This is a genomic window from Aquabacterium soli (assembly GCF_003933735.1).
GTDB lineage: Bacteria > Pseudomonadota > Gammaproteobacteria > Burkholderiales > Burkholderiaceae_C > Aquabacterium > Aquabacterium soli.
Genome location: NZ_RSED01000004.1, coordinates 280,152 through 303,577, shown reverse-complemented (window position 1 = coordinate 303,577; position 23,426 = coordinate 280,152). Strand labels below are relative to the sequence as shown.

The window sequence follows — 23,426 nt, the reverse complement described above, 5'->3', positions numbered from 1 at the left end:
CATCCTTTGCCCGGAGCCTTTTTCGTGTTCGAGCTGATCCTTCGCCACTGCACCTTGCCCGATGGGCGCCAGGACCAGGACATCGCCATCGCGCAGGGCCGCATCGATGCCGTCCAGCCGCGGTTGGCTGCCACGGCCGCGCGCGAGATCGATGCCGCAGGCCAGTTGGTCACCGCGCCCTTTGTCGATGCGCACTTCCACATGGACTCGACGCTCAGCTATGGCCAGCCGCGCGTCAACCAGTCGGGCACCTTGCTCGAAGGCATCTCGCTGTGGGGCGAGCTCAAGCCGCTGTTGTCGCAGGAGGCGCTGGTCGAGCGGGCCATGGCCTATTGCGACTGGGCGGCTGCGCGCGGCCTGCTGGCCATCCGCTCGCACGTCGATGTGTGCGATCACCGTCTGCTGGCCGTCGAGGCGCTGCTGCACGTCAAGGCCAGGGTCAAGCCCTACATCGATCTGCAGCTGGTGGCCTTCCCGCAGGACGGCATCCTGCGCAGCCCTGGTGCACTCGACAACCTGCGCCGCGCGCTCGACATGGGCGTCGATGTGGTCGGCGGCATCCCCCACTTCGAGCGCACCATGGCCGATGGCGCCGAATCCGTGAGGGTGCTGTGCGAACTGGCGGCCGAGCGCGGCCTGCGCGTCGACATGCACTGCGACGAGACCGACGATCCGATGTCGCGCCACATCGAGACCCTGGCCTTCCATGCGCAGCGCCTGGGCCTGCAGGGCAGGGTGGCCGGCTCGCACCTCACGTCCATGCACAGCATGGACAACTACTACGTCAGCAAGCTGTTGCCGCTGATCAAGGAATCAGGTGTAGCCGCCATCGCCAACCCCTTGATCAACATCACGCTGCAGGGCCGGCACGACACCTACCCCAAGCGCCGCGGCATGACCCGCGTGCCCGAGATGCTGGCGCAGGGCATCGATGTGGCCTTCGGCCACGACTGCGTGATGGACCCCTGGTATGGCCTGGGCAGTGGCGACATGCTGGAGGTGGCCCACATGGGCCTGCACGTGGCGCAGATGACGGGCCAGCAGGCCATGCGCCAGTGCTTCGAAGCCATCACGACCACGCCGGCGCGCATCCTGGGGCTCGAAGGCCATGGGGTCGATGTCGGCTGCAAGGCCGATCTGGTGCTGCTGCAGGCGCGCGATCCGGTCGAGGCGATCCGGCTGCGCGCCACGCGCCTGGCCGTGATCCGTGGCGGGCAGGTCATCGCGACCGCGCCGCCGCAGATCAGCCAGCTGCAGTTGCCGGGGCGGCCGGGCGCCGTGTCATTCCAGGCGGGCTGAACGGCGCGCGGTGTTGGGCCGCCGCGGCGCCACTCAGGCCGACAAGTTCAGGTTGGCGTCGTTGGTCTGGGTGGTGGACCCGGCGCTTGCCACCGACAGGTACTCCGCGCTGCCCATCTGCTGCAGGCGCGAGAACAGCGTCTTCATCTTCTCTTCGAACGCGCTGACATCGTCGGCGCTCAGGTCGCCGCTGCTGTCGATGTCCATGGTCATGTTCGACCAGTTCGTCATGCTTGTTCCTTCGTCTCTCTGCGTCCATGTGGACACCCGCACCCACCATGGGAGCCGATGGTGATTCTCGGTCCGTTGTGTATACGGCGTGTGTCGTGTTTGTATCGGCTCCTGCGCATGGCTTCACACGGTGCTTCACGCGGATTTCGCCAGGTGCATCAGGTGTGGCAAAGGCCACCAATTCAGCCCATTCAGAAGCAGGAGCCGCGCCTAAGCTTGATCCCTGATGCGGCGTGGGCCGCGCAGGAGCGGTTGATGAATGGGGCGACGTCGGTGTGGTGGCTGGACCAACGGCCTGGATGCGATGTCCAGGATCGGCAGGCCATGCTCGACTACTTGCGCAACTTCAACCTGGCGCCACGCCCTGTGCACGATCTGGCGTCGCTCGACCTGCCGATGATGCGCCGCGCCGGCCTCGACGGCGTGCTGCTGCTCTTCGCGTTCGATGCCGACCAGCCCGAACTGCACTACTGCCTGCGACAGGCGCGCCAGCATGGTCTGCCCGCCATCGCGTTGCTGCCTGCCGTGTCCGCCATCGAACGTGCCGACCTGCTTGAGCGCGGTGCCGACGACTGCATGAGCGAGCCCATCGAACGCCGCGAACTGGCCGCTCGCATCCATGCCTTGCGGCGCCGCCGCGTCATCCAGCAGCAGCCCTCCCAACACAGACCGGATCGCCCCCTGGCAGCCGACAACATCCGTTTCGGCCACTGGCAGCTCGATACCCGCCGCCAGAGCCTGAGCAGCCCGGAGGCCGATGTGGTGCTGTCCAACGCCGAATACCGCCTGCTGCTCACCTTCCTCAACCAGCCGCACCAGGTCTTCACGCGCGACCGCCTGATGGACGAGGCGCGCGGGCGCGGTGTCGACGCCTTCGAGCGCAGCATCGACCTGCTGGTCTCGCGCCTGCGCCACAAACTGGGCGACGATCCACGCCAGCCGGCGCTGATCCAGACGGTGCGTGGCAAGGGCTACCTGTTCGCCGCTGCGCCTGCCTGAGGCCAGACCCGGCAGGTGGTCGGCAGGCAGGGCGCCGCCCCTGTGCTAACATTTCCGTCTTTCCAGACCAGTGCCCTGGTGGTGAAATTGGTAGACGCGCCGGATTCAAAATCCGGTTCCGCAAGGAGTGCCGGTTCGAGTCCGGCCCGGGGCACCAGCCACACATGCGTGGCCTCCGCCATGGCGGACAACAAGGTGGGCTTTCGGCCCTGAACGCCTTGCGCGGCTCTTGGCCGCTGCCCCGCACCGGGTTTCAACGCCTGACACAATAGCGGGATGATGAATTACCCAACGCTCGAAGACGTCATCGGCAAGACGCCCCTGGTGCGCCTGCAGCGCCTGCCCGGGGCCGACAACGCCGAGCGCGGCAATGTGCTGCTCGCCAAGCTGGAAGGCAACAACCCGGCCGGCTCCGTCAAGGACCGCCCCGCCGCCAGCATGATCCGCCGCGCCGAAGAGCGCGGCGACATCAAGCCCGGCGACACCCTCATCGAAGCCACCTCCGGCAACACCGGCATCGCCCTGGCCATGGCCGCCGCCATCCGCGGCTACCGCATGGTGCTGATCATGCCGGAAGATCTCAGTATCGAGCGCGCCCAGACCATGAAGGCCTTCGGCGCCGAGCTGATCCTCACGCCCAAGAGCGGCGGCATGGAGTACGCGCGGGATCTGTCCGACCAGATGGTGCGCGAAGGCAAGGGCGTGGTGCTCGACCAGTTCGCCAACCCCGACAACCCGCGCATCCATTACGAGACCACCGGCCCCGAGATCTGGACGGACACTGGTGGCGAGGTGACCCATTTCGTCAGCGCCATGGGCACCACCGGCACCATCACCGGCACATCCCGCTACCTGAAAGAGCGCAACCCGGCGGTGCGCATCGTGGGCGCCCAGCCGTCAGAGGGCTCGCGCATCCCAGGCATCCGCAAGTGGCCCGAGGCCTACCTGCCCAAGATCTACGACCCGAGCACGGTGGATGAGCTGATCCTGGTCGGGCAGGCGGATGCCGAAGACATGGCCCGCCGCCTGGCGCGCGAAGAAGGGCTGTTCTGCGGCATTTCTGCAGCCGGCGCCTGCTGGGCCGCCTTGCAGCTGGCCCGCACGCTCAGCAACGCGACCATCGTCTTCGTGGTGTGCGACCGGGGTGACCGCTACCTGTCCACCGGCGTGTTCCCGGCCTGAGGCCGCCGCTACAATCAGCCCCAAGAAGCAAGGGACACCACATGGACGCTCAAACGGAACTCGACACCCGGGGCCTGACCTGCCCGCTGCCCATCCTCAAGGCCAAGAAGGCCCTGTCAGGCATGCAGAGCGGCGAGTTGCTGCGCGTGATCGCGACCGATCCGGGATCCGTGCGTGATTTCCAGGCCTTTGCCCGCCAGACCGGCAATGACCTGGTCGACCAGCAGGCCAGCCAGATCGGTGGGCAGGACGAGTTCATCCACGTGCTGCGCCGCCGCTGAGCCGCCTCAGCCCGCCGCCGCGATGCACGTGAAAAAAAGAGGCCCCTCGGGGCCTCTTTGCATGTCTATATATAGAGTGGGTTCAGATCAGCCCGCCCTGGACGTTGTCCGACGGGGGCGTCAGCCCGAAATGACGGAACGCCTGCGCCGTGGCGATGCGCCCACGCGGCGTGCGTTGCAAAAAGCCCTGCTGGATCAGATAGGGCTCGATCACGTCCTCGATGGTGTCCCGCTCTTCGCCGATGGCGGCGGCCACGTTGTCCAGGCCCACCGGGCCGCCATCGAAACGGTGGATGATCGCGTCCAGCAGCTTGCGGTCCATCACGTCGAAGCCCAGCGGGTCGACATCCAGCATGGCCAGGGCCAGGTCGGCCATCTCGCGCGTGATGCGCCCCGAGCCTTTCACCTCGGCATAGTCCCGAACGCGGCGCAACAAGCGATTGGCAATCCGAGGCGTACCCCGTGACCTGCGGGCCACCTCCAGCGCGCCCTCGGCGTCGATCGGGGCGCCCAGCAGGCCCGCCGAGCGCGTGACGATGCGCGTCAGCTCTTCGGATGTGTAGAACTCCAGCCGGGCGACGATGCCGAAACGGTCGCGCAACGGGTTGGTGAGCATGCCGGCGCGGGTGGTGGCGCCCACCAGCGTGAAGGGCTGCAGATCCAGCTTGATGGAGCGCGCGGCCGGCCCCTCACCGATCATGATGTCGATCTGGTAATCCTCCAGGGCAGGGTAGAGGATCTCTTCGACCACCGGGCTCAGGCGGTGGATCTCATCAATGAAGAGCACATCGTTGCGCTCCAGGTTGGTCAGAATGGCGGCCAGGTCCTTGGGCTTCTCCAGAACCGGTCCGGAGGTCTGCCGAAGGTTCACGCCCAGTTCATTGGCCACGATGTGGCTGAGCGTGGTTTTGCCCAGCCCGGGCGGGCCGAACAGCAGCACGTGGTCCAGCGCCTCGGAGCGATTTTTGGCCGCCCTGATGAAGATCTCTAGCTGCTCGCGTGCCTTGGTCTGCCCGACGTAAGTGTCCAGATCCTTGGGGCGCAGGGCCCTTTCCAGCACATCTTCCTGTGGAGAAGCCACGCTTCCACCGATCACGCGCTCTACCTCCGCCGGGGCTCGGGCAGGACTTGAGCGCCGGGGCGACAGGTCATCGGTCTGGATACTCATACAGTGATTATCACAGGTCTTATCCTGTTGTCAGAAGGCAACAATAATCCAGGAGGACCATAGCATCCGGCAGGGTTGTCACAAAAGAAATCGCGAAAGCCTGTTGCAATCCACCTCTGTCAGCAGCCGGTTCCAGGCGGTTCATAGGACAGGTTTGTGATTTTTCCGGACTTCGGTATGCGCAAACCTTCTTTGGACACCCGTCGGGGGCCTGCTGATACTCACGTCAGACGCCGAGGGCTCGCGGCCCGAAGCGCACTGAACTTGCAATGATTTTGGAGAAATTCAATGAAAAAGACCGTTCTGGCTCTGGCTGCTCTGGCTGCCGTGTCGACTTCCGCTTTGGCTCAATCGTCCGTGACCATCTACGGCGTGGTGGATGCTTCGCTGGAAAACATCAAGGGCACGGATTCCGTGACCCGCGTCTCTTCCGACAACCTGGCCACTTCGCGTGTGGGCTTCCGTGGCATTGAAGACCTGGGCGGCGGCCTGAAGGGTAAGTTCACCCTCGAAGCCGGTCTGAAGACCGACACCGGTGCTCAAGACTCGGCTTTCTGGGGTCGCTCGGCATGGTTGGGTCTGGAAGGTGGTTTCGGTGAAGTGCGCATCGGCCGTCAGGATTCCCTGATTGGTTCCATCGCTGGCAACACCAACGTCCTGGGCGCCCAGCCTTACGACGACCTGAAGATCGCTGGCACCTTCTCTGGTGACACCTATCGTCGCGTCAACAACGGCATCACTTACTTCCTGCCGAAGTTTGTGGACGGCCTGTCGCTGGCTGCTCAGTACGCCACGCGCGCCAACGGTGAAGAAGTCGCCGACAACGACGATGGCAAGGCTTGGGGCCTGAGCGCTCAATACCTGGCTGGTCCGTTTGCGATCGGCGCTGCCTACATCAACGTTGATCGTCAAACCGTGCCCGCCACGCCGGGCGTTGGTGCCAGCACTGACGAAGGCTACCTGCTGTTTGCGTCTTATGACTTTGGTGCGGCCAAGCTGACCGGTTACTACGAATCGGATGACAGCGAGATCGTCAAGGCAGCCAACCAGGCTACATACGACAAGCGCAACGTGTACGGCATCAAGGTGGGCGTGCCCATCGGTGCGAACTTCAACCTTAGCGCTGGCGTTTCCAAGGTGGACGGCGTGAACTTCACCAACGACCGTGAAGCCACCATCGTGGCCGTCAAGGGCGTCTACACCCTGTCCAAGCGTACTGCCGTGTACGGCCTGTTCACGAACGTGGACAACGACAGCCCCGCCGGTACGGCGGGCCTGAACGTGGCCAGCGTGAACGGTGCTGGCACGGGTGCTGTTCCCGTCGCTGGCGACAAGGCTGGCCGTGGCTTCGCCATCGGCGTGCGCCACTCGTTCTGATCGAAACAAGAAACAATCGTTTCTCGTTTGAAAAGGGGCCTTCTGGCCCCTTTTCTTATTTCTATGTCCGTTTCAAACATTTGAATTGTTGTGTTGTTGCGACATCGGGTGGAAACCCGGGATGGGTGTGAAACGGGGTGAGGCAACAATTTGTCCGTCCCCCATTCAAGGGGGTTGTTCACAGGAGCCCTCATGAAAAAAACCGCACTGACCAAGGCCGCGCTGCTGGCCTTGGCAACTTTCGGCGCCAGCGCTGCTTTCGCACAATCCAGCCTGACCATTTACGGCAACATCGACATTGGTGTGGACAACGTTCGCAAAGGTCAGGGCGATGCGACTGGCTTTGCGGTGAATCCGGCGCTCCCGCCTGCTGTTGGTAATGCCTTGGCAGCTGGGTTCACCACCAAGAGCAACGTGACGCGTCTGTCATCGAGTATTTCTTCGGTCAATGCCCTGGGCTTCCGCGGTGTTGAAGACCTGGGCGGCGGCTATAAGGGCAACTTCGTGCTGGAAGGCCAGTTCCAGCTCGACGTCGGCGCGCAGAGCGGTCAGGACAACCGCATGTGGGGTCGTCAAGCCTATGTGGGCCTGACCACGCCGGGCGGTGAAGTTCGCCTGGGCCGCCAGTACGCCCCCATGTTCTTCACCTTCGCTTTCACCACCATCGAAGCCTTGGGTGGTGCTGACATCCAGGGTTCGGGCCTGATCGTGAACAACCTGCAGGTTCGCCAGGACAACCAGATCAGCTACTGGCTGAAGACCGGTGGCCTGACGGCAGCTTTGTCCTACGCGACCAACGCTGGCGTAGACCGTACAGTTTCGTCTTCTCGTTTGGCCAACGGCTCTTACACATCGACCAGCGGCCAGATCCTGGGCGGGAACACTGCCGGCAACGAGGTGGCTGACTCCGGCAACCGTGGCCAGTCGCTCGGCTTGTTCGTGAACTACGCGTTCGACCCTGGCTTCCTGATCAACGGTTCGTACCACTCCAACAAGTTCGGCAATGCTCAACTGATCACGGGTCCGATCATTTGGGCTGACTTGGACAAGTATGAAGCCTATGCGCTCGGCGCCAAGTACACGATCCCTGGTGCAGGCACGATCCTGTCGGGTATCTTCCACCATGGCAAGTTCACCAATGACGACGGCAACAACGCAGGCCCGAAGATCAATACGTGGGCTCTGGGCGTGAAGCATCCGATTGGCAACTTCGCGGTTGGTGCGCAGTTCGCACAGTCGAAGTTCAGCAACTTCACAGAAGGCAAGGACACCTCGCTGATGCTGATCGGCGACTACAACTTCTCCAAGCGCACCAAGCTGTATATCCGAGCTGGTTACGCAAAGGATGATCCGGGTAACTTGGCATCAAGTGGTCGCGGTCCCGCCCAGGGTGGTGGCTTGGTCGGCGGCGGCCCGCTGCCCCTGCTGACCGGTTTCGGTTCGCTGGAAACGCCGTTCTTCTCGGGCGGCGGTGCCAACGTCGACGCTACCACCAAGGTGGTAGCTATCGGTATCCGTCACCAGTTCTGATCCCTTCTCTGATCAGTCCAACAAAACCGCCCCTCGGGGCGGTTTTTTTCATGGGCGTCCGGTGGCGGGTGGGGAGCAGGCTCCGAGCCCTCGTTCAGCCACGGGGCCCCGACTCCGGGCTCACGTCGCTTGCAGCAAACGCTCCTGCTTGAACAGATCGCTCACAGCTTCCCGCTCGCGGATCACCCACACCTGTGAGCCATCCACCATCACCTCGGCCGCACGCCCACGCGTGTTGTAGTTGCTGGCCATGGTCATGCCATAGGCGCCAGCCGACAACACGGCCAGCACATCGCCCGGCTGCGTACTCAGCGCGCGATCCCGCCCCAGCCAGTCGCCCGATTCGCACACTGGTCCCACCACATCCCATAACACGGCGGGTTCGGTGCGCTGCTGCACGTTCACGATGCCCATGTAGGCCTCGTACAGCGCCGGGCGCATCAGGTCGTTCATGGCGGCGTCCACCACGCAGAAGTTCTTGTGCTCGCCTGGCTTGAGGAACATCACCTCGGTCAGCAGCACGCCGGCGTTGCCCACCAGCGAGCGGCCCGGCTCGAACATCACCTCGCGATGGCCGTGGCCGCGTGCATCGATCTTGGCCAGCAACAGGCCGATCAGCACCTCGGCCGAGGGGGGTGTTTCGTCGGTGTAGGTGATGCCCAGGCCGCCGCCCAGGTCCAGGTGGTGGATGCGCACGCCAGCGGCTTCGATGGCCTCCACCAGGTCCAGCACCCGGTCCAGCGCATCGAGGTAGGGCGCGGTGTCGGTGATCTGCGAGCCGATGTGGCAGTCGATGCCCACCACCTCGATGCCGGGCAGCGAGGCGGCGCGCAAGTAGGTCTGCACGGCCAGTTCATGCGCGATGCCGAACTTGTTGCCTTTCAAGCCAGTGGAGATGTAGGGGTGCGTGCCGGCGTCCACGTCGGGGTTCACGCGCAGGCTGATGCGCGCTGTGAGTTTCAGGCCTGTAGCCACCTCGGACAGCACCTCCAGTTCGGCTGTGCTTTCCACGTTGAAGCACTTCACGCCGGCCTGCAGGGCCTCGGCCATCTCGGCCCGGGTCTTGCCCACACCCGAGAACACCACCTTGGCCGGATCGCCACCGGCGGCCAGCACGCGGGCCAGTTCACCCGATGAGACGATGTCGAACCCGCAACCGGCCTGGGCGAAGGTCTGCAGCACCGCGATGTTGGAATTGGCCTTGACGGCGTAGCACACCAGGTGCTGGCGGCCTTTCAGGGCGCGCTGGTAAGGCGCGAGGGCGGCCAGCATGGCCTGTCGCGAGTACACGTAGAGCGGGCTGCCGTGCGTGCGGGCCAGGGCCTGCAGAGACACGTCTTCCAGGTACAGGTCGGGGCCGCGGTAGGCCAGAAAAGGGGAGCCGGGCAGTGCGGTGGTCATGGCTGTGCGGAGGATGGATGGGTCGTGGCCGAAGAGGCTGCGGGTGTGGCTGTGGCCGGTTGCGTGGCGGATTTGGCTGCCGAGCTGCCGTGCCGTGAAGACGCAGGCGGATTGTCCGGCAGGTAGAGCCCACCCTTCTGGCCGCATGCCGCCAGCCCTGACAACAGGGCACTGACGGTCAACAATGTGGCCACCTGGCCTGTCCGACGTGCTGCCCCCTTCATCCCCCATGGGGCCGAGCGGGGTTCTCCGTGAGCGGGTGACGCAGAGGTCACTACAATTTTCGGCTGGCTGTTCATCATTCCAATTCTAAGGATTGCTTCCCATGTCCGAGACCACCACGCCGTCGGGATACCCTGATGCGCTCTACGACCAGGCGGCGAGCACGGCCCTGTCGCGCATCGAAGCCCGGATCGACCAATGGCTGGAGGACGACTTGATCGACATCGACAGCGCCCGTTCCGGCGGCATGATCACCTTGAGCATGCCCAATCGCACCCAGCTGATCATCAACACCCAGCCGCCGTTGCACGAATTGTGGCTGGCCGCCCGCAGCGGCGGCTACCACTTCCGCTTCGGCGGAGAGTCCGGGGGTGAGGGTGTCTGGCAGGACACCCGCACGGGCGAAGACTTTTTCCAGGCCTTGTCGCGTTGCGCATCTGAACAATCGGGCCAGGCCCTGCAGTTCTGAACGCTGCAGAGGCCGGGCGCCTGCAGATCAGGGTGGGGTGTGAGCGCCGCCCGCAGTGGATCCGCCGGTGCCGAACAGGTCCATGATGCTGCGTTTTTCGTCTTCGTTGGCAGGTGCAGGGGCATGCGGGTCTTCCCCGCTGAGCTCGCGCACGCCGGTTCCGGGCGTGTATTCCTCGTAATACCACTCACCGCCGATGTTGACCACGCCCTCCGGCACGGCGGGCTCTTCCACCGGCGTGCCCTTCAGGCTGGTGCGCATGTAGTCGATCCACACCGGCAGGGCCAGGCCGCCACCCGTTTCGCGGTCGCCCAGCTTGCGTGGCTGGTCGTAGCCGATCCACACCACGGCCACCGTGCGTACCGTGTAGCCGGCGAACCAGGCGTCCATGGAGTCGTTGGTGGTGCCGGTCTTGCCATACAGATCCGGGCGGCCCAACTGGGCCTGCGCCTTGGCGGCCGTGCCTGAACGGGTCACTTCCTGCAGCAGGCTGGACATCAGGAACGCGTTGCGGGCGTCGATGGCACGCATGGATTCGTCGAGCACGGCGGCCTTGTTCTGCGCCAGCACGCGGTCGCGCGAATCGGTGACGCGCGTCACCAGCATGGGGTTGACGCGGTAGCCGCCATTGGCGAACACCGCGAAGGCGTCGGCCATCTGCATGGGCGTGACGGAGCCGGCGCCCAGGGCCATCGTCAGGTAGGCCGGGTGCTTGGCCGATTCGAAGCCGAAACGGGTGACCCACTCCTGGCCGTACTGCGCGCCAATGGAACGCAGCACGCGGATCGAGATCATGTTCTTGGATTTGGCCAAGCCGCGGCGCAAGGTCATGGGCCCTTCGAACTTGCCGTCGTAGTTCTTGGGCTCCCAGGGCTGGCTGCCCGTCACGCCGGAGTCGAAGAACAGCGGACCGTCATTGACCATGGTGCTGGGCGTGAAGCCCTTCTCCAGCGCGGCCGAGTAGATGAAAGGCTTGAAGCTGGAGCCGGGCTGGCGCCAGGCCTGCGTCACGTGATTGAACTTGTTGCGGTCGAAGTCGAAGCCTCCTGCCATGGATTTGACAGCGCCGGTGTGGGTGTCCAGGGACACCAGGGCCCCTTCGACGGTGGGCAATTGGGTGATCTGCCAGCGATCCTTGGTCTGCACCACGCGCACCACGGCCCCGCGGCGGATCTGCTGCTTGGGTTGGGCTTTCTCGGACAGGGCCTGGGCCACGAACTTCAGGCTGTCGCCCTGGATGTCGATGGATTCGCCGGTCTGCAGCAGGGCCACGACGCGTTTGGGCTCGGCCGACAGCACCACGGCCGCCTTGATGTCGTCGCTGTCCGGGTGGTCTTCAAGGGCCTCGGCCACGCGCACATCGATGTGCTTGGGGTCGGAGGGCAGGTCGATGAAGGCCTCGGGGCCGCGCCAGGGCTGACGGCGATCGTAATCCAGCAGACCCTTGCGCAAGGCGCGCGTGGCGGCGATCTGCTCGTTCATCTTGACCGTGGTGTAGACCTTCAGGCCACGGGTATAGGCGTCGGCGCCGTACTGCTCATACATCAGCGAGCGTGCCGCTTCAGCCACGTATTCGGCCTCAGGGGCGATCGGCACCTTCACGTGGTAGTGGAGCTCTTCGTCCCGTGCTTCCTCATACTGTTCCTGCGTGATGAAGCCGTTCTCCAGCATGCGCTGAAGGATGTACTGCTGGCGCACGACCGCCCGCTTGGGATTGCGCAGGGGGTTGTAGGCTGAGGGGGCCTTGGGCAGGCCGGCCAGCATTGCGGCTTCGGCCAGCGTCACGTCCTTCAGCGGTTTGCCGAAGTAGGTCTCGCATGCGGCGGCGAACCCGTAGGCGCGTTGCCCCAGGTAGATCTGGTTCATGTAGAGCTCGAGGATCTGGTCCTTGCTCAGCAGGCCTTCGATCTTGAGCGCCAGCAGGATCTCGTAGATCTTGCGCGAGAAGGTTTTCTCGGTGGACAGGTAGAAATTGCGTGCCACCTGCATCGTGATGGTCGACGCCCCCTGGCTGCGCGACTCGCCGAAGTTGGCCAAGCCGGCTCGCAGCACCCCGATGTAGTCGACACCCCCGTGGCGGTAGAAGCGGGCGTCCTCGATGGCGAGCACAGACTCTTTCATCACCTTGGGCATCTGGGCGATCGGCTGGAAATTGCGCTTTTCCTCGCCGAATTCCCCAATCAGCGTGGCATCCGCCGAGTAGACCCTCAGGGGCATCTTGGGGCGGTAGTCCATCAAGCCGTTCAATGGCGGCAGGTTGGGGTAGATCACCGCCAGTCCGATACCGACCACCATGGTCATGGCCAAGGCGCCAGCCACGCCCAGCCCAACCAGCCAGACCACGGGCCGGACCAGCCACTGGATCCACCAGACATCGGCACTGAAGACCCGACTACGGGACGGCGAAGGGGGACGGGTATCAGGGGCGCTCATCAATCAGGGGATCCAAAGAGGAGCCTGATTATAAGAAAGCCATCCATCCCTTGATGGCCTCTGAAGGCCCCTTCAAGGGGGAAGCTGAACCGCTTGCACACCCTCCCGTTTACGTTTGAAACCGCTTGTAATACGTGTGGAACGCGCAACGACTAGGTGAAAAGCCGGGCCTCTTTGGGTTTCATACACAAAAACTTTGCTGCTAGCATTGAAGTGGTTTATTAACTTCCCAGCGCTCCGACTGGGCGCATGGAGGAATTTGTGAGCTTTTTAGACACGCTGCTGGGCCGCAAGCACCCGCCCATGGTCGGGCTTGACGTCAGCTCGTCCAGCGTCAAGCTCGTCGAACTCAGCCAGAACGCAGCCGGAGAACTGACGCTTGAGCGTTTCGCGTCAGAGCCTCTGGAAAAAGGCTGGATTGCTGACGGACAGATCGAGAAGTTCGACGAAGTGGCAGAGGCCGTCCGCAAGGTTGTGACCAAAAGTGGCACCCGGACCAAGTTCGTCGCCATGGCCATGCCCCAATCGGCGGTGATCACCAAGAAGATCATGCTGCCGGCTGGCCTGCGCGAAGAAGAAATGGAAATGCAGGTCGAAGCCGAAGCCAATCAGTACATCCCATTCTCGCTGGACGAAGTTAGCCTTGATTTCTGTGTGGTCGGGCCTGCGCCGCAATCCGCTGGCGACGTCGAGGTGCTGATCGCCGCTTCGCGCAAGGACCGCGTCCAGGACCGCCAAGGTCTGGCCGAGGCTGCCGGCCTCAAGCCGGCCATCCTCGACATCGAGTCGTACGCGTCACGCCTGGCCATGCAGCGTCTGATCTCGGCCCTGCCCGGTGGCGGCAAGGACGCCCTGGTGGCCTTGTTCGAGATCGGTGCCGAAAATACCAGCCTCAAGGTGCTGCGAGACGAAGAGCTCCTGTATGACCGCGACCAGGCCTTTGGCGGTGCGCAACTCACCCAGCTCATCTCGCGCCAGTACGGTTTCTCGTTCGAAGAGGCCGAATCCAAGAAGCTTTCCGGTGATCTGCCGGAAGATTTTCAATCTTCTCTGCTGGCGCCTTTCGTGGACAGCCTGTCCCAGGAAATCGGCCGGGCGCTGCAGTATTTCTTCACCAGCACACCACACCACAAGGTGCACTACGTGATGCTGGCGGGTGGCACGGCGTCATTGCCGGGCCTCAAGGAGCGGGTGACGGAACTGACGGGCTTTGCCTCCATGGTCGTCAACCCCTTCGATGGCATGAAACTGGGATCTGCCGTGCGTGAAAGCAAGTTGCGTCGCGAGGCGCCGTCCTACCTGACGGCCTGCGGGCTGGCCATGCGGAGGTTCCTCGCATGATCCTGATCAACCTGCTTCCTCATCGTGAGGAAAAACGCATTCAGCGCAAGCAGCGCTTTTTTGCAGCCCTGGGCATGTCTGCGCTGATCGGGCTGGTGCTGGTGGCGCTGTGGTACGGCATCCAGCAGCAGATGATCGGCTCGCAGCAGGCCCGCAATGAATTCCTGAAGTCAGAGATCGCCAAGCTTGACGAAGAAATCAAGGATGTGTCTGCGCTGAGGGCCGAGATCGATGCCCTCAAGGCACGTCAGAAGGCCGTGGAAGATCTGCAGACCGATCGGAACATGCCAGTGCACATTCTCAATGAGCTGGCAAGGCAGACACCCGAAGGGATCTACCTCAAATCCATCAAGCAGGATGGCCAGTTCGTCACCGTCTCGGGCGTGGCCCAGACCAACGAGCGTGTATCGGCTTTCCTGCGCAACACGGGCAACAACTCGCCTTGGCTGGAGCGCCCCGAGCTTCAGGAAATCAAGGCGGCGATCGTGACTTTGCCCGACACCAAGGACCCGAAGCGCCTGTTCGAGTTCTCGATGCGGGTGGGTCTCAAGCGCCCCCAGGATGCCAATGCGGCAGCGGGCGGTGCTTCTGCGCCGGCCCATGGTGCTTCTGCGCCTTCTCCAGTCTGAGCGCGGAGTCATCATGGCCAAGTCAAACATGAACATCGACCTGAACGCCTGGTTTGCCGACGCGCAGGATCAGTTTCGCGGACTCAATCTCAATGAACCGGGGCAGTGGCCCATCCTGCCCAAGATTGCAGCAGGTGTGTTTTTTGGCGCCCTCGTGCTTTTGCTCGGTTGGGTTTTGCTGCTGTCAGCCCAGGCTGACGAACTCCAGGCCGAGCGGGACAAGGAGCCTCAGCTCAAGCAGGAGTACCAGAGCAAGCTGGTCCAGGCCGTGAATCTGGTCGAGTTGCGCAAGCAGCGGGTGCAGGTACAAGAGTACGTCACTCAACTCGAGAAACAACTGCCCGGCAAGGCTGAAATGGATGCCCTGTTGTCGGACATCAACCAGGCAGGCCTGGGGCGTGGGCTTGATTTTGAACTCTTCAAGCCAGGCCAGGTGGTCGTGAAGGATTACTACGCTGAACTGCCGATCTCCATCAAGGTGTCCGGCCGCTACCACGACATGGGCTCGTTCGCCGCAGACATCGCCAACCTGTCCCGCATCGTGACCTTGCACGATCTCAACATCAGTGCGGCACAGGCTTCCGCTACCGCGAAGGGCGCCAGCGGCGGCGGCCCGCTCCTGATGGAGGCCACGGCTCGGACCTATCGCTATCTTGACCAGGCCGAACTGGATCAGCAGGCGGCCGAGAAGGCCAAGAAGAAGGGCGCGAAATCATGATGTCCCGAGGAATCACAGGCGGGATGCTCCTGGGTGTCGTGGTGTTCCTGTCAGGCTGCTCAGCCCAGCAGGAAGAGCTGCAGGCCTGGATGGCACAGGAGCGGGCCCAGACCCGTCCCAATGTCCAGCCTCTTTCGGCCCCACAGAAATTCGACCCGCAGGCTTATCAGACGGGCGAAACCGTGGAGCCTTTCAGTGCGCAGAAGCTGATCGTGGTGCTCAAGCAGGATCGGTCTCAGCCGAACTCCGCCGTGGCGTCCGAACTGAGCCGACGCAAGGAACCGTTGGAAGCCTTCCCCCTGGACAGCATGTCCATGGTGGGCAGCGTGAACCGCAGGGGCGTCCAGTACGCCTTGCTGAAGGTCGACAACCTTCTCTATCAGGTCAAGGTGGGTGACTACCTGGGGCAGAACTTTGGAAAGATCATGAAGGTCACCGAGACGGAAATCGAGCTGCGCGAAATTGTGCAGGACGCATCTGGCGAATGGATCGAGCGGCCTGCCGCCTTGCAGCTTCAGGAGGGGGCGTAATCATCATGACCAAATTCTTCAAGACTCTCGGAGGGGGCGCCGTGTTCATGGTGGCGTCCTGTGCGATGGCAGCCCCGTCCATCCAGTCCATCACCGCGACACAACAGGCGGGCGTTGACGTCGTCCGCATCGATTTGACGGAGCCCCTGCCTTCCTTGCCGACAGGTTTTGTGGTGCAAGCACCTCCGCGGATCGCCATCGACCTGCCGGGCGTGAGCAATGCCCTGGGGCGCAACACTGTCGACATCAACCAAGGCAATTTGCGCACGGCGAATGTCGCCCAGGCTGGCGAACGTACCCGCCTGGTGCTCAACCTCAGGCAGCCTTCGTCCTACAGGGCAAGCCTGCAAGGCAAGGCTTTGCTGCTGACCCTGGACGCAGGCACCGGCTCTTCAGCGAGCAATGCAGCTGCCGGGGCCGAGCCGGTGGGCGTGGCTGCCGCTGTCAAGGCGACCGGCGGCGAGCAACAGACCGTGCATTTCGCCGAAAGCCGCAATGCCGTGCCCTTGCCCCTGAAGGACATCGATTTCCGGCGTGGCAATGATGGTGCCGGACGTGTGGTGGTCGAACTGCCCAACAACCAGGTTGGCGTCGACATCAAGCAGCAGGGTCAGAACCTGGTGGTCGAGTTCATGCGGGCTACCTTGCCAGACCGCATGCGCCGCCGGTTCGACACGACCGATTTCGGAACGCCGGTGCAGGCCATGACCGCAACGCAGGTTGGTGAGCGTGTTCGTCTGGTGGTGGAACCCCGGGGCGAATGGGAGCATTCGGCTTACCAAAGCGACAACCAGTTCGTGCTGGAAGTGCGCCGTCAGAAGGTCGAGCCCAACAAGCTGACGCGCGGCCCGGGCTACTCGGGTGAAAAGCTGTCGCTCAATTTCCAGAACATCGAAGTTCGTGCGTTGCTGCAGGTCATCGCTGATTTCACCAACTTCAACGTGGTGACGAGCGACACCGTCAGCGGCACCGTCACCTTGCGCCTGAAGGATGTGCCCTGGGATCAGGCACTCGACATCATCATGCAGGCCAAGGGCCTGGGCGTGCGCAAGAACGGCAACGTGCTGTGGATCGCCCCCAAGGACGAGATCAACGCCAAGGAAAAGATGGATCTGGAGGCCAAGGTTGAAGTGGCCAAGCTGGAACCTCTGCGCACGCAGGCGTTCCAGTTGAACTATGTGAAGGCCGAGGACATCGCGAAGGGGCTCACCGGCCAGTCCACGTCTGGCGGCGGCAGCGGTTCGACTTCCACAAAGATGTTGTCCCAGCGCGGCAGCGTGTTGTTCGAGACACGCACCAACCAGCTGTTCGTCAGTGACATCCCGTCGAAGCTGGAAGAAATCCAGCAACTGATCACCAAGGTCGACATCCCGGTTCGCCAGGTGCTGATCGAGGCACGCATCGTCGAGGCCGACGACAAGTTCGGCCGCACGCTGGGCGTTCGACTGGGTGCAGTCGACATGCGTGGCTTCCAGGGGGGTACACCCGGCTATGGCGTGGGCGGGGACAACCGCATCGCGATTGGCGGCAACTACCAGGCCGTGGGCCAGCAGACATTGCAGGTGACGGGTGCAACCGGTGCGACGACCTACCCGAACAGCAACTTCGTCAACCTGCCTGCCAACGCGATCGACTCCGTGAACCCGACGACCTTCGCGGTGTCCTTGTTCAGCGCGGGTGCCAATCGGTTCCTGAACCTTGAACTGTCGGCCCTTGAGGCTGATGGCCGTGGCCGCATTGTCTCCAGCCCTCGGGTGATCACGGCTGACCAGGTCAAGGCCTTGATCGAGCAAGGTACCGAATTGCCGTATCTGGTGTCTTCGTCCAGCGGCGCTACGTCGATCGCCTTCCGCAAGGCGAACCTGAAGCTGGAAGTGACACCTCAGATCACGCCTGAAGGCGGCATCATCCTGGATGTGGACGTCAACAAGGACAGCGTCGGACTGCTGACCACGGCCGGTTACGCCATCGACACCAAGCACGTGCAGACGCAGGTGCTGGTTGAAAATGGCGGCACGGTGGTGATCGGCGGCATCTTTGTCCAGACAGACCGCAAGGATGAGAACAAGGTGCCTCTGCTGGGTGACTTGCCGGTGGTGGGGCATCTGTTCAAGAACACAACGCTGACGTCCAACAAGTCTGAGCTGTTGATCTTCTTGACGCCGAAGGTTGTGAGCGAGCGTTCTGCGCTCCGTTGATGGTTTAGGGATTGATTCAAATGAATATCTTGAAATATCGGGCCACGGCCTTGGTTTTGTCTTGTGCGGCCTTGCTCAATGCATGTGGTGGCGGTGGCGGGGGAGGGGATCCGTTGTATGGCGGTGGCAATGGGGGCGGTGCAGAAACTCCCACCGCGACCGTCAGCCAACTTCGCATGACGCTTAGCAATACAGTCGTGGCCAATGGCGACATGCCTAATGTCGTGGCAACCGTGACGACGTTGAATTCGAACAGCCAAGCCGTCAGCGGAGCCAGCATTGATTATCGAGTTGAAGATCAATCCGCTGCTGCTGACGATGGCGGAGCTTTCATCTTGTCGGCGGTAGGTACCTCCAATGAGACTGGGCAGGGCACAGCAACGGTGAACTTGGGGTCAGACAAGTCCAATCGAGTGATCACGATCACGGCGTTAGCCGGTGGGAAGAGCATCAGCAAGACGATCACTTTGCGGGGTACGGCAATCGCCGCCACACTCGATGCACTGGTTGACCCTTTGACCTCAAAGACGATTGAGTTTGCAGTCACCGACAGCAATGGCTCGCCCATCCGGGACACGCCAATCTTGATTGAAGCCAGTGGCCTTGGAAGTCGTTCGGCCACGACTGATAACAGCGGTACTTATTCCTACACCTACACGGTGCCAAATTCGCCAGGCAACACGTTGGTGTTCAACGTGAGTGCAGCGGGAGTGACCAAGCAATACGGGGTCGAGATCAAAGCACCGGCGCAGGTTCTGCCTGCCCCCGACTTGACCAATGGACTTACGTCGGCGCTTCAGGCCAATCCCAATGTGGTCGCCGTGAACAGCACAGGTTCTACGGCGAACAAGCTGCAGGTAGTTGCTACCTTCGAAGATACCTCTGGGCGTCCTATCCCTAACATGCGCGTGATCTTCAAGCTTGAAGGCACCAATGCCTCTGCCGTAGGCGGGGCATTCTCAGGTGGCCCAATCACTGGTACGAGCGTGCAGACAAGCGATGCTGACGGAAAGGTTCAGACGTTCTACATTCCGGGAACACGATCTTCGCCCAACAACGCTATCAGCATCAGAGCTTGCTACGGAGCAAGCGATGCGCAAGCCCAGGCGTGCACCTCAAGCTCGACCAGTGGCTTGCTGAGTCAACCCATCACGATCGCTGATGAGGCTGTCTCTGTGACCATCGGCACCGACGGTTTGCTGATTAATGAAGAAGCAACGTTGAGTTATGCACAACAATTCGTGATCAAGGTAGTGAACTCTGCTGGCCAACCCAAGGCGGGCCTTACGGTGAGTGCGCAAATCAACACAGTCAACTATGTGAAGGGCTTCTTTGAATGGGATGAGGATGAGTCGGAGTGGGTGATCAATTCGGATAAGAGCCTTGGAGCAGCCTATGTATGCAACAAGGAGGACCTGGATGATGATGACCGGCTCGATCTGGGCGAAGATCTGGACCACGATACACGCCTTGAACCCATCCGTGCTGATGTGAGTCTCACTGCACCCAATGGTTGGGTCACAAATGCTGAGGGGGTCGTGTTGATCAAGATGTCCTATCCAAAGAACGTTGCAAGCTGGATGAAGGTCAACATTGTGGCTACTTCTCTGGTTGGTGGTAGCGAGGGTAGAGCCTCTCGTCAACAGTATCTGAGGGCACTGAAAGACGATCTTGAAGAGGAAGCTCCTCCAGCCTTCGAATACAGCCCATATGGCAGCGTGGTTGTGCCTGTGACGATTCCATCTGGCGGCCGTTTGATGCCTGATGGAGTGACTGTTCCGGCTGGCTCATTGGCGCCTTGCAACAACCCGGATTGATGATTGCATTGATCGGCCTACCCGGCGGTGGCAAATCCACCGTCGGGCGGCAATTGGCCAAGCGCCTGAACGCACGGTTCGTTGATTCCGACGCCGTGCTCGAAGAACGGATCGGCATGCCGATCCGTTCCTACTTTGAGCAGCATGGAGAGGCAGCCTTCCGTGACGAGGAAGAAGCCGTCATCGATGTGTTGACAGCTTCAGACGCAGACAAGGCCCTCGTCATCGCCACGGGCGGTGGCGCGGTGCTGCGCGAGCGCAATCGGGAGCACTTGAAGTCTCGGTGCACGGTGATCTACCTGCGCTCGTCTCCCGACGAGCTGTACCGGCGCCTGCGGCATGACACCCAGCGGCCATTGCTGCAGGTGGCCGATCCGATGGCCAAGTTGCGCGAGTTGTACGACCAACGCCACCCGCTGTACGAGCAGACCGCGCACTATGTCGTGGACACAGGGCGGCCTTCTGTTGGCTCGCTGGTGAACATGATCATCATGCAACTGGAGATGGCGGGTTTGATACCGCCATCGTCCAATCCTGCCGATGCGCCAGCACGGCGCACCGACTGACTGAGTCGTGTCAGCCCTGACCCAGGCGGATCAGTTGCTGCCGCACGCGGTCTAGCGCGGTGCTGAAGTCGGCCATGCGCTGCTTTTCCTGATCCACCACCGCGGCCGGTGCCCGGGCCACGAAGCTCTCGTTGCCCAGCTTGGCCTGCGCCTTGATGATCTCGCCTTCCAGGCGCTTGACCTCTTTGCCCAGGCGTTCCTGCTCAGCCGCCACGTCGATCTCGACATGCAGGGCCAGGCGGGCTTCGCCCTGCACGGCCACAGGGGCGGCTGCGGTGGCGGTGGCAAACGCAGCGTCATCGAGCACCTGCACATCGCCCAGCTTGGCCAGGGCCTTCAGGATCGGCGCGGCCTGTGTCACGAAGGCCGCATCACCCGTGGTCAGCAGGGGCACGCGTTCGGCGGGCGATAGGTTCATCTCGCCACGCAGGTTGCGCACCGTGCCCACCAGGGCCTTGAGCTTGGCCACCCATGCATCTGACTCCGCACACACGCGGCCCAGATCGGGGCGGGGGTAGTCGGCCAGCACCAGGAAGGCTTCCTGATCTGCCGCCTTGCGGCCAGCCACAGGCGCCACGGTCTGCCACAGCTCTTCGGTGATGAAGGGGGTGATCGGGTGCAGCAGGCGCAGCACGGTTTCCAGCACGCGGATCAGGGTGCGGCGGGTGGCGCGCTGTTGCGCCTCTGAACCGGTCTGGATCTGCACCTTGGCGATCTCCAGGTACCAGTCGCAGTACTCGTCCCAGACGAACTGGTAGATGGCGTTGGCCACGTTGTCCAGGCGGAACTCGGCGAAGCCTTGCTCCACCGCGGCCTCGACGCGCTGCAGTTCGCTCACGATCCACTTGTCGGCCGGGCTGAAATCCAGGTAGCCACCCAGGGCGCAGACGCCGGGCTCATGGGCCTTCAGGCCGCAATCCTGGCCTTCGCAGTTCATCAGCACGAAGCGCGTGGCGTTCCAGAGCTTGTTGCAGAAGTTGCGGTAGCCCTCGCAGCGTTTGCTGTCGAAGTTGATGCTGCGGCCCAGGCTGGCCAGCGCGGCGAAGGTGAAGCGCAGGGCGTCGGCGCCGTAACCAGGGATGCCTTCGGGGAACTCCTTCTCGGTGTTCTTGCGCACCTTGGGTGCTGTCTCCGGTTTGCGCAGGCCGGTGGTGCGCTTCTCAAGCAGCGGGGCCAGCTCGATGCCGTCGATCAGGTCGACCGGGTCCAGCACATTGCCTTCGGATTTGGACATCTTCTGGCCCTGCGCATCGCGCACCAGGCCGTGGATGTACACGTGCTTGAAGGGCACCTTGCCGGTGAAGTGCTTGGTCATCATGATCATCCGGGCGACCCAGAAGAAGATGATGTCGTAGCCGGTGACCAGCACGCTGGAGGGCAGGAAGAGGTCTTGCTCGATGGTCTTTTCGGGCCAGCCCAGCGTGGAGAAGGGCACCAGAGCCGATGAATACCAGGTGTCCAGCACGTCTTCGTCACGGGTCAGATCACCGGTGTAGCCGGCGGCCGAGGCTTTGGCGCGGGCTTCGTCTTCCGTCGTGGCCACGAAGAGCTCGCCGCCCGTGCCGTACCAGGCCGGTATCTGGTGGCCCCACCACAGCTGGCGGCTGATGCACCAGTCCTGGATGTTCTTCATCCACTGGTTGTAGGTGTTGACCCAGTTCTCGGGCACGAACTTGACCTCGCCGCTCTCGACCACGTCGATGGCCTGCTGGGCGATGCTCTTGCCCGAGGGGCCAGGCTTGGTCATGGCCACGAACCACTGGTCCGTCAGCATGGGCTCGATCACCTGGCCCGTGCGGGCGCAGCGCGGCACCATCAGCTTGTGCTTCTTGACCTCCACCAGCAGGCCTTCGGCCTCCAGCTGCGCGACGATCTTCTTGCGGGCCACGAAGCGGTCCAGGCCGCGCAGCTCGGCAGGGATCTCGGCCAGTTCATCGACCACCTTCGCTTCGAGCGTGAAGATGGTGATCATGGGCAGGTCGTGGCGCAGGCCGACCTGGTAGTCGTTGGTGTCGTGCGCGGGCGTCACCTTGACCACGCCGGTGCCGAAGGCCTTGTCGACGTAGTCATCGGCGATCACGGGCACCAGGCGGCCCGTGATGGGCAGGCGCACCTGCTGGCCGATCAGGTGGGTGTAGCGCTCGTCTTCAGGGTGCACCATCACGGCGGTGTCGCCCAGCATGGTCTCCGGACGCGTTGTGGCCACCACCAGGGTGTCGCTGCTGCCCTCGACTGGGTAGCGGATGTGCCAGAGCGAGCCGTCTTCTTCTTCGCTCTCGACTTCCAGGTCAGAGACCGCAGACTTGAGGATAGGGTCCCAGCTGACCAGGCGCTTGCCGCGGTAGATCAGGCCTTGTTCATACAGCTTGACGAAGGTGTCGTTGACCACCGTGGACAGCTTGTCGTCCATGGTGAAGTACTCGTGCTCCCAGCTGACCGAATCGCCCATGCGGCGCATCTGGCGGGTGATGGTCGAGCCGCTCTGCTCCTTCCACTCCCAGATCTTGGCGACGAAATTCTTGCGGCCCAGGTCGTGGCGGCTCTGGCCCTGCTCTTGCAACTGGCGCTCCACCACGATCTGCGTGGCGATGCCGGCGTGGTCGGTGCCGGGCACCCACAGGGTGTTGAAGCCGCGCATGCGGTGGTAGCGCGTCAACGAGTCCATGATGGTCTGGTTGAAGGCGTGGCCCATGTGCAGGGTGCCCGTGACATTGGGCGGCGGCAGCTGGATGCTGAAGGACGGCTTGGCCGTGTCGAGCGTGGGCTTGTACAGGCCACGCTGTTCCCACAGCGGGCCGAACTTGGCTTCGATGGGGGCGGGGTCGAATGATTTGGCGAGTTCGGTCATCCCCCGATTTTAGGCGGCGAAGCCCATCCCTTGACGCACTAGCACCTGATTGAGATGCATCAAACCCTGGAAAGGTTCGTCCGCGCTGTCAAGGTGGGTTTTACACAGGGGGTGTCCATGGCACTAAGATGGGCTTGGCTCATCAACACAACAAGCAAAGAGGCCTGCGCCGCAGCAAGACCTGCAA

General features: G+C 62.7%; 20 protein-coding genes and 1 tRNA gene. 15 read left to right on the top strand and 6 right to left on the bottom strand.

All coding sequences use genetic code 11. The features are described 5' to 3' along the window. Positions 1 to 24: 24 nt before the first annotated feature. Positions 25 to 1,299, top strand: coding sequence for an amidohydrolase family protein (locus EIP75_RS07000; RefSeq protein ID WP_125242511.1), 1,275 nt, complete (start codon positions 25 to 27; stop codon positions 1,297 to 1,299). Positions 1,300 to 1,332: 33 nt separating this feature from the next. On the opposite strand, the gene EIP75_RS06995 is transcribed toward EIP75_RS07000, so the two are convergent. After that, a complete protein-coding gene (locus EIP75_RS06995) occupies positions 1,333 to 1,530 on the bottom strand; it encodes a hypothetical protein (RefSeq protein ID WP_125242510.1) in 198 nt (65 codons plus the stop codon). 255 nt (positions 1,531 to 1,785) lie between these two features. On the opposite strand from EIP75_RS06995, the gene EIP75_RS06990 reads away from it, so the two are divergent. The 4 genes from EIP75_RS06990 to EIP75_RS06975 all read left to right on the top strand — a co-directional run bounded on the left by EIP75_RS06990 (position 1,786) and on the right by EIP75_RS06975 (position 3,992). Beyond that, complete coding sequence (locus EIP75_RS06990) at positions 1,786 to 2,529, top strand: response regulator transcription factor (RefSeq protein WP_158622762.1); 744 nt, start codon at positions 1,786 to 1,788, stop codon at positions 2,527 to 2,529. A 72-nt stretch (positions 2,530 to 2,601) separates the two neighbouring features. Next, positions 2,602 to 2,686: transfer RNA gene (locus EIP75_RS06985), tRNA-Leu, on the top strand. A 119-nt stretch (positions 2,687 to 2,805) separates the two neighbouring features. Beyond that, positions 2,806 to 3,711, top strand: a complete 906-nt coding sequence (gene cysM, locus EIP75_RS06980; RefSeq protein WP_199758515.1) for a cysteine synthase CysM — start codon at positions 2,806 to 2,808, stop codon at positions 3,709 to 3,711. Between the two features lie 41 nt (positions 3,712 to 3,752). Further along, positions 3,753 to 3,992 carry a sulfurtransferase TusA family protein gene (locus EIP75_RS06975; protein WP_125242508.1) on the top strand — a complete coding sequence of 80 codons (240 nt, stop codon included), beginning with the start codon at positions 3,753 to 3,755 and terminating at the stop codon, positions 3,990 to 3,992. Positions 3,993 to 4,074: 82 nt separating this feature from the next. Here EIP75_RS06975 and ruvB read toward each other — a convergent pair whose 3' ends face one another. Beyond that, the gene (gene ruvB, locus EIP75_RS06970) at positions 4,075 to 5,160 is read right to left on the bottom strand and encodes a Holliday junction branch migration DNA helicase RuvB (protein WP_125242507.1); all 1,086 of its coding nucleotides are present in this window, start codon (positions 5,158 to 5,160) and stop codon (positions 4,075 to 4,077) included. A 288-nt stretch (positions 5,161 to 5,448) separates the two neighbouring features. Between ruvB and EIP75_RS06965 the strand changes: the two genes are divergently transcribed. Continuing rightward, positions 5,449 to 6,537 carry a porin gene (locus EIP75_RS06965; protein WP_125242506.1) on the top strand — a complete coding sequence of 363 codons (1,089 nt, stop codon included), beginning with the start codon at positions 5,449 to 5,451 and terminating at the stop codon, positions 6,535 to 6,537. A 192-nt stretch (positions 6,538 to 6,729) separates the two neighbouring features. Then, positions 6,730 to 8,067, top strand: coding sequence for a porin (locus EIP75_RS06960; protein ID WP_125242505.1), 1,338 nt, complete (start codon positions 6,730 to 6,732; stop codon positions 8,065 to 8,067). 120 nt (positions 8,068 to 8,187) lie between these two features. Here EIP75_RS06960 and lysA read toward each other — a convergent pair whose 3' ends face one another. Both lysA and lptM read right to left on the bottom strand, forming a co-directional pair. Further along, positions 8,188 to 9,468: a diaminopimelate decarboxylase gene (gene lysA / locus EIP75_RS06955; RefSeq protein ID WP_125242504.1), complete on the bottom strand. Its 1,281-nt coding sequence runs from the start codon at positions 9,466 to 9,468 to the stop codon at positions 8,188 to 8,190. After that, positions 9,465 to 9,692, bottom strand: coding sequence for an LPS translocon maturation chaperone LptM (gene lptM / locus EIP75_RS25010; RefSeq protein ID WP_125242503.1), 228 nt, complete (start codon positions 9,690 to 9,692; stop codon positions 9,465 to 9,467). Before lptM ends, lysA begins: the two co-directional genes overlap by 4 nt. Before the next feature lie 101 nt (positions 9,693 to 9,793). Here lptM and cyaY point away from each other — a divergent pair, with 101 nt between their 5' ends. Further along, on the top strand, positions 9,794 to 10,159 hold the full coding sequence (gene cyaY, locus EIP75_RS06945) for an iron donor protein CyaY (protein WP_125242502.1): 366 nt from the start codon (positions 9,794 to 9,796) through the stop codon (positions 10,157 to 10,159). 27 nt (positions 10,160 to 10,186) lie between these two features. Here cyaY and EIP75_RS06940 read toward each other — a convergent pair whose 3' ends face one another. Next, a complete protein-coding gene (locus EIP75_RS06940; RefSeq protein WP_125242501.1) occupies positions 10,187 to 12,592 on the bottom strand; it encodes a penicillin-binding protein 1A in 2,406 nt (801 codons plus the stop codon). A gap of 303 nt (positions 12,593 to 12,895) precedes the next feature. Between EIP75_RS06940 and EIP75_RS06935 the strand changes: the two genes are divergently transcribed. Genes EIP75_RS06935 through EIP75_RS06905 form a run of 7 tightly spaced genes read left to right on the top strand, consistent with a single transcriptional unit; the run spans position 12,896 to position 20,391 of the window. After that, the gene (locus tag EIP75_RS06935; protein WP_420797150.1) at positions 12,896 to 13,933 is read left to right on the top strand and encodes a pilus assembly protein PilM; all 1,038 of its coding nucleotides are present in this window, start codon (positions 12,896 to 12,898) and stop codon (positions 13,931 to 13,933) included. Beyond that, complete coding sequence (locus EIP75_RS06930; protein WP_125242499.1) at positions 13,930 to 14,562, top strand: PilN domain-containing protein; 633 nt, start codon at positions 13,930 to 13,932, stop codon at positions 14,560 to 14,562. Before EIP75_RS06935 ends, EIP75_RS06930 begins: the two co-directional genes overlap by 4 nt. A 13-nt stretch (positions 14,563 to 14,575) precedes the next feature. Beyond that, positions 14,576 to 15,280, top strand: coding sequence for a type IV pilus inner membrane component PilO (locus tag EIP75_RS06925; RefSeq protein WP_125242578.1), 705 nt, complete (start codon positions 14,576 to 14,578; stop codon positions 15,278 to 15,280). 23 nt (positions 15,281 to 15,303) lie between these two features. Next, entirely contained in the window at positions 15,304 to 15,810 is a 507-nt protein-coding gene (locus EIP75_RS06920) for a pilus assembly protein PilP (RefSeq protein WP_125242498.1), read from the top strand. Between the two features lie 5 nt (positions 15,811 to 15,815). After that, positions 15,816 to 18,008, top strand: a complete 2,193-nt coding sequence (locus EIP75_RS06915) for a type IV pilus secretin PilQ (RefSeq protein WP_199758512.1) — start codon at positions 15,816 to 15,818, stop codon at positions 18,006 to 18,008. Between the two features lie 20 nt (positions 18,009 to 18,028). Next, positions 18,029 to 19,825, top strand: coding sequence for a hypothetical protein (locus EIP75_RS06910; protein WP_125242496.1), 1,797 nt, complete (start codon positions 18,029 to 18,031; stop codon positions 19,823 to 19,825). Next, positions 19,822 to 20,391, top strand: coding sequence for a shikimate kinase (locus EIP75_RS06905; RefSeq protein WP_125242495.1), 570 nt, complete (start codon positions 19,822 to 19,824; stop codon positions 20,389 to 20,391). The genes EIP75_RS06910 and EIP75_RS06905 overlap by 4 nt, the downstream gene beginning before the upstream one ends. Before the next feature lie 10 nt (positions 20,392 to 20,401). On the opposite strand, the gene EIP75_RS06900 is transcribed toward EIP75_RS06905, so the two are convergent. Continuing rightward, positions 20,402 to 23,239 carry a valine--tRNA ligase gene (locus EIP75_RS06900; protein WP_125242494.1) on the bottom strand — a complete coding sequence of 946 codons (2,838 nt, stop codon included), beginning with the start codon at positions 23,237 to 23,239 and terminating at the stop codon, positions 20,402 to 20,404. Positions 23,240 to 23,426: the final 187 nt, after the last annotated feature.